Below are 238 nucleotides of genomic sequence, written 5' to 3'. Positions count from 1 at the left end.
TGCGAGGTCAGACGGTTGGAGATTTGCAGCCCGGCGGCATCGTCCTTGGCGCTGTTGATGCGTTTTCCGGTGGACAGGCGCTGCAGCGATGTGGATAAGAGACAGTGCGAGGTCGGACGGTTGGAGATTTGCAGCCCGGCGGCATCGTCCTTGGCGCTGGTGATGCGTGTTCCGGTGGACAGGCGCTGCAGAGGCTGTCTTTTATAAACATCTCGGAGCACAAGAGAAGAACGGAGAG

Annotated in this window: 1 pseudogene; it reads right to left on the bottom strand. The window is 59.2% G+C overall.

The features are described from left to right. Positions 1 to 164, bottom strand: a pseudogene (locus ACQ4LH_RS22280) (hypothetical protein); the annotation flags it as partial. Positions 165 to 238 lie beyond the last annotated feature (74 nt).

This window comes from Pseudomonas peli (assembly GCF_050563605.1).
GTDB lineage: Bacteria > Pseudomonadota > Gammaproteobacteria > Pseudomonadales > Pseudomonadaceae > Aquipseudomonas > Aquipseudomonas peli_A.
The sequence above is the reverse complement of the archived record's forward strand: the minus strand, read 5'-3'. Positions and strand labels throughout refer to the sequence as shown.